Source organism: Bacteroides sp. An19, from assembly GCF_002160215.1.
In the GTDB taxonomy this organism is placed as follows: Bacteria; Bacteroidota; Bacteroidia; order Bacteroidales; family Bacteroidaceae; genus Phocaeicola; species Phocaeicola intestinalis.
In genome coordinates this window covers 1-3,848 of record NZ_NFKD01000119.1, presented here as the reverse complement: position 1 = coordinate 3,848, position 3,848 = coordinate 1, and the positions used below count along the sequence as shown (strand labels likewise).

General features: G+C 33.3%; 5 protein-coding genes. All 5 read right to left on the bottom strand.

What is annotated here, in order from left to right:
• Positions 1-167: 167 nt before the first annotated feature.
• The 5 genes from B5F25_RS20640 to B5F25_RS20620 all read right to left on the bottom strand — a co-directional run bounded on the left by B5F25_RS20640 (position 168) and on the right by B5F25_RS20620 (position 3,703).
• Positions 168-1,301, bottom strand: coding sequence for an immunity 26/phosphotriesterase HocA family protein (locus B5F25_RS20640; protein ID WP_087251721.1), 1,134 nt, complete (start codon positions 1,299-1,301; stop codon positions 168-170).
• A gap of 51 nt (positions 1,302-1,352) precedes the next feature.
• Entirely contained in the window at positions 1,353-1,946 is a 594-nt protein-coding gene (locus B5F25_RS20635) for a hypothetical protein (RefSeq protein ID WP_087251720.1), read from the bottom strand.
• 76 nt (positions 1,947-2,022) lie between these two features.
• Complete coding sequence (locus B5F25_RS20630; RefSeq protein ID WP_239414107.1) at positions 2,023-2,496, bottom strand: hypothetical protein; 474 nt, start codon at positions 2,494-2,496, stop codon at positions 2,023-2,025.
• 145 nt (positions 2,497-2,641) lie between these two features.
• Positions 2,642-3,076 (bottom strand): hypothetical protein, encoded by a 435-nt coding sequence (locus B5F25_RS20625; RefSeq protein WP_087251719.1) that lies wholly within the window; start codon positions 3,074-3,076, stop codon positions 2,642-2,644.
• A 75-nt stretch (positions 3,077-3,151) separates the two neighbouring features.
• Entirely contained in the window at positions 3,152-3,703 is a 552-nt protein-coding gene (locus B5F25_RS20620) for a hypothetical protein (protein WP_087251718.1), read from the bottom strand.
• Positions 3,704-3,848: the final 145 nt, after the last annotated feature.

Genomic DNA, 3,848 nt, shown 5'->3' with positions numbered 1-3,848 from the left:
TGAAAAATAGTAATCATCTCCAGCGCAAACTGCCCATTCTCTCAATGTATCCAACTCTTGTTTCCGTTTCTCACTTAAATTTTCGTACATAGTATTATAATTTATTTTGATTGATAATGTTTTGGTGAGGAACAGTGTTTAGCTGTTAACTTGACCCTGTTAGCAACTTAATCGTTTATCCCCACCAATTTTAGATTTTCAGCATAACTCTTATCTGCGTCTAATCCAAAGAAACTAAATATCTCACGTTTTATTTCAATGTTTTCAGGGTCACGTAAATCTGTACTCTTACGTTTACGTTGAACAGTAACTAATGATTTCATTTCATTGGCTAAAATGTGATAACTATTGATACCAAAACCTATTTCTTCTTTACAATAAGGATTTATGATGTTTTCAATCCTCAGATATTTATCAAATTTATCAATAGTCGTTTCTTTGAATATCCTTCCATATTGTAAATATACGGTATCTTTATCCTGTCCGCTAATACTCCTGCCATACGATATTATAGGCTCCCATTCATCAGTTGTTATAGGCAGGTTTCCTATAATCTTGTATTCGCCATAATAAATAGTATTATCCATAATAGCCTGAACGGGAAAGGTTTTACACTGTTTCAATTCGTTTATGTCAATCTCTGTTGTATCTGCTATTTTCTGATAAATCATTATATATAAAGCCTGCCCCATAAGATGAGTTAACCCATAATTCTTTTGAGCCATGAATGTAGCAGACTTTCGTAGTTGCGCAATATTCAATACAATGCGTCCAAATCCCCATTTTCTTCTTCCAATCTTAAAGCTGAAGAAATCCCCCTCTTTATATTTGACGTGTTTCCGCTTGGCTTTTTTATAAAGTTCAATTTCTTTCAGGTCTTCTTCTGTTGTTTCAGAAATCCATTGCTTCAACCAATCATTCAAGGATATATTGCTTTGCGGATTTTCATGGTAGAATGTTGTTTGAGTTGTATAATTGGCTATGATTATTTCTTTTGCTGAAAACATAAAATATACACCAAACGGACTGAAAGACAACGTTGCTGTATAATTCATCTTTTTAGGCTTTCCGCGCTTGGTTTTGGGTAAAAGGATAGTGCGGTTTTCTTCTGTAACCTCATAAAGCTCAGCTTCATAATAAGAACCGTCATCATCTACTGTTATCTTTTTACGAATTATATTGCCATCATAATACAAATACTGCTTTTCAAAATAGACTAATTTCCAAGTATCACCGACTGGGGATAATCCTAAATATTTACGCTGTTCGTTTGTCAGTTCAAAAGGTATATCTGTTTCCATATTACTATCTTTTATTTATCAGTTGTTGCTAATGGTTAGAAAGGAGCATCGTCAGATGCTATCTTTCGTTGTTAGATATTTATTATCTTTTCTTACTTGAGCGTATGGAACAACAAATGCCTTTATAATTCGATTATTATAGTCGAATGGCACATAAGTCACCTTGCAGTCGATACTTAACGTGTCGCTTGGCTCTCCTAAAGGGTAATGTTCGTTTCTTAACAGAACTTCCGTTTTTGAGAAGTCCACAGAACTGCATATCGGATAGAAACCGGAAAAACAAGTAGGCGTTATATAAGTAATTTGACTCTCATAGTCAAAGAATAGGAAACGATTTCCGTCCGCTACATTATCATACACGGCAAAGCAATCAAACTTTCTCACTCCATTGATTGTATAGCTTTGCACGAAGTCAATATTGCTATCATCTACCGCTTTCAACTCAAAAACAACCTTCTTTTCATCGTGCTGATTAAAACACAGTCTATATAGAGTTTCAAATCCTGTTTTTTCTGTTTCTATATAAAGAGTATCTTGTTCAGTCAAAGAATGATACTTTACTGAATTTTGTGCCACATAGCCGTTTTTCGCTATAACACAGCCAAGTGGGAAAAGGAGTAAACAATACAATACAAATATTCTCATGTCTTTATATCTAATGCTTCAGCAGGGAACGGCTTGCCGTTATCCTGCGTTGTTAGCGAAATACTCTTTCTGTTATTTATTCTGTCAGAGTAAACCTTAAAGTTATAAAAAAACAAGCTATAGACATACTATAAGATAGTATATACCATATAAACAGTTTCCAAAATTTCTGCTTTTTAAATTTTTTGAAATAGGAAACATATTTATCGTTTCTATCAATAAATACTTTATGAGTAAAACCTATTATTAAGCAATAAATAATACATCCTAATCCTAACACTATTTCATTATTGAAAAAGTCATACTCTCCTATATCTGTTATTATATCCATGACATTCAGCATTGTAAATAAGTTAATGCCAATAAAGAAAATAATTCCTGTGTCTGCCATACTAAGAATATTAACAGGCGGTTTCTTTTTATTTTCTGAAAACCACATCGATTTATTATACATCTGTTTAACGCTGTTTACATATTTCCAGTAACCATTGCTTTTGCAGAACGCTCGTGTACATGTATTGTCCAGTATAGAGAAGATAAGCCAATCCATACCTTTTTGTACCTTATAAAAAATCATATAATTACAATAGTATAGTATATTCATAAACAGTTCTATCCGTTTCATTTTTGACATATTTTCGCTAATGGTTCGGTGAGAGACAACGTTAAGTTGTTTTCTCGACCTTGTTATAAACTTATCTTATTCCTTTTAACTCCTCTTTCATTTTCTCTTTTAGGTAGAAGAACAACAAAACATGCCAACACAAGTCAAAGGAGAATACGGCTTCTTCCTTTCTCCCTAATGCCTGATAGAACTTACATACATTCCGATATGCCATAAAAACAAATACAAGATAGATAGGTACCAGCATACAAAGACTTAATACCAAGACACAGACAGCTATCAGTGAATTTCTACAATAAGCTTTGTATTGTATCAATGCTTCTTCGTAATCGGAATTTTCCCAATAACCGAATGTTTTCAAATCCTCAATGCTCCAGCCTCTTTCTTCCAATAAATTAATAGCATAATCACGAATTTCATCATCATAGCCGTAACGCTTATAATTTTTCACAACATCTATTAGCTTATCATTGTCAAATCTCTTTAGAATATCAAAATCTTCCATAAAAATTTGTTTTATTGTTTATAATGGGCTGCAGCTTGCCGCCGTTAGGCGGTACAGGTGCTTGTTACCGATTTTTTACGAACATTGCCAAAATCCTGCGATTATTTCATTGGTTATATGATGCTTATACAGGTATAATGCTCCATATCCGAAAGGATAACTGCCAATGAGAACATCATCATTATAACCATCCTCGTCTATTGACAAGAAAAAAGAAAAGCCCCGTTCTTCTAATTCTTTATAATAGTATTCTTCATCTTGAATCAGAGAAGGGGTACCACCTATTTTTACAAGCATATTCTCACTATCCTTATTTTCTGAATATTCACTAATAGAACACATTCTTAAATTAGCGTTTCGTCTTTCTACACAATTACCAATTTCAGAAAATTCATGCTCTACTATTTTTACTGCTATTGAAGGATATATATTATTGTCTATAAGAGTATTATAGTCTTGATGAATCAAGATAGAAAGCATAGTATTCTCCTTTTCAGGATGTACTAATGTTGCATAGAACTTATAATCGCAGGGGATTTGTTCTTCTATACATTTAGGAGGATTACCACCAATCCTGCCTTTTACATTCTTATCGAATGGAATACATTTGGCATATCGTTCGTTCATATTTTATTTGTTTTTATGATTATCGGTAATGGTTTGCAGCTAATCGCCGTTTAAGGCGATTGAGGTGCGTGTTATCAATCTTTGCCTGCGAATAAGGAATCTGGTATCCTACCCGTATATTCATTCGAGCTTGGCACTTCTTCGT

Coding starts and splice junctions, on each gene's coding strand:
- B5F25_RS20640 (WP_087251721.1), bottom strand. CDS start 1,301: ATGGAAACAGATATACCTTTTGAACTGACAAACGAACAGCGTAAATAT.
- B5F25_RS20635 (WP_087251720.1), bottom strand. CDS start 1,946: ATGAGAATATTTGTATTGTATTGTTTACTCCTTTTCCCACTTGGCTGT.
- B5F25_RS20630 (WP_239414107.1), bottom strand. CDS start 2,496: ATGGATTGGCTTATCTTCTCTATACTGGACAATACATGTACACGAGCG.
- B5F25_RS20625 (WP_087251719.1), bottom strand. CDS start 3,076: ATGGAAGATTTTGATATTCTAAAGAGATTTGACAATGATAAGCTAATA.
- B5F25_RS20620 (WP_087251718.1), bottom strand. CDS start 3,703: ATGAACGAACGATATGCCAAATGTATTCCATTCGATAAGAATGTAAAA.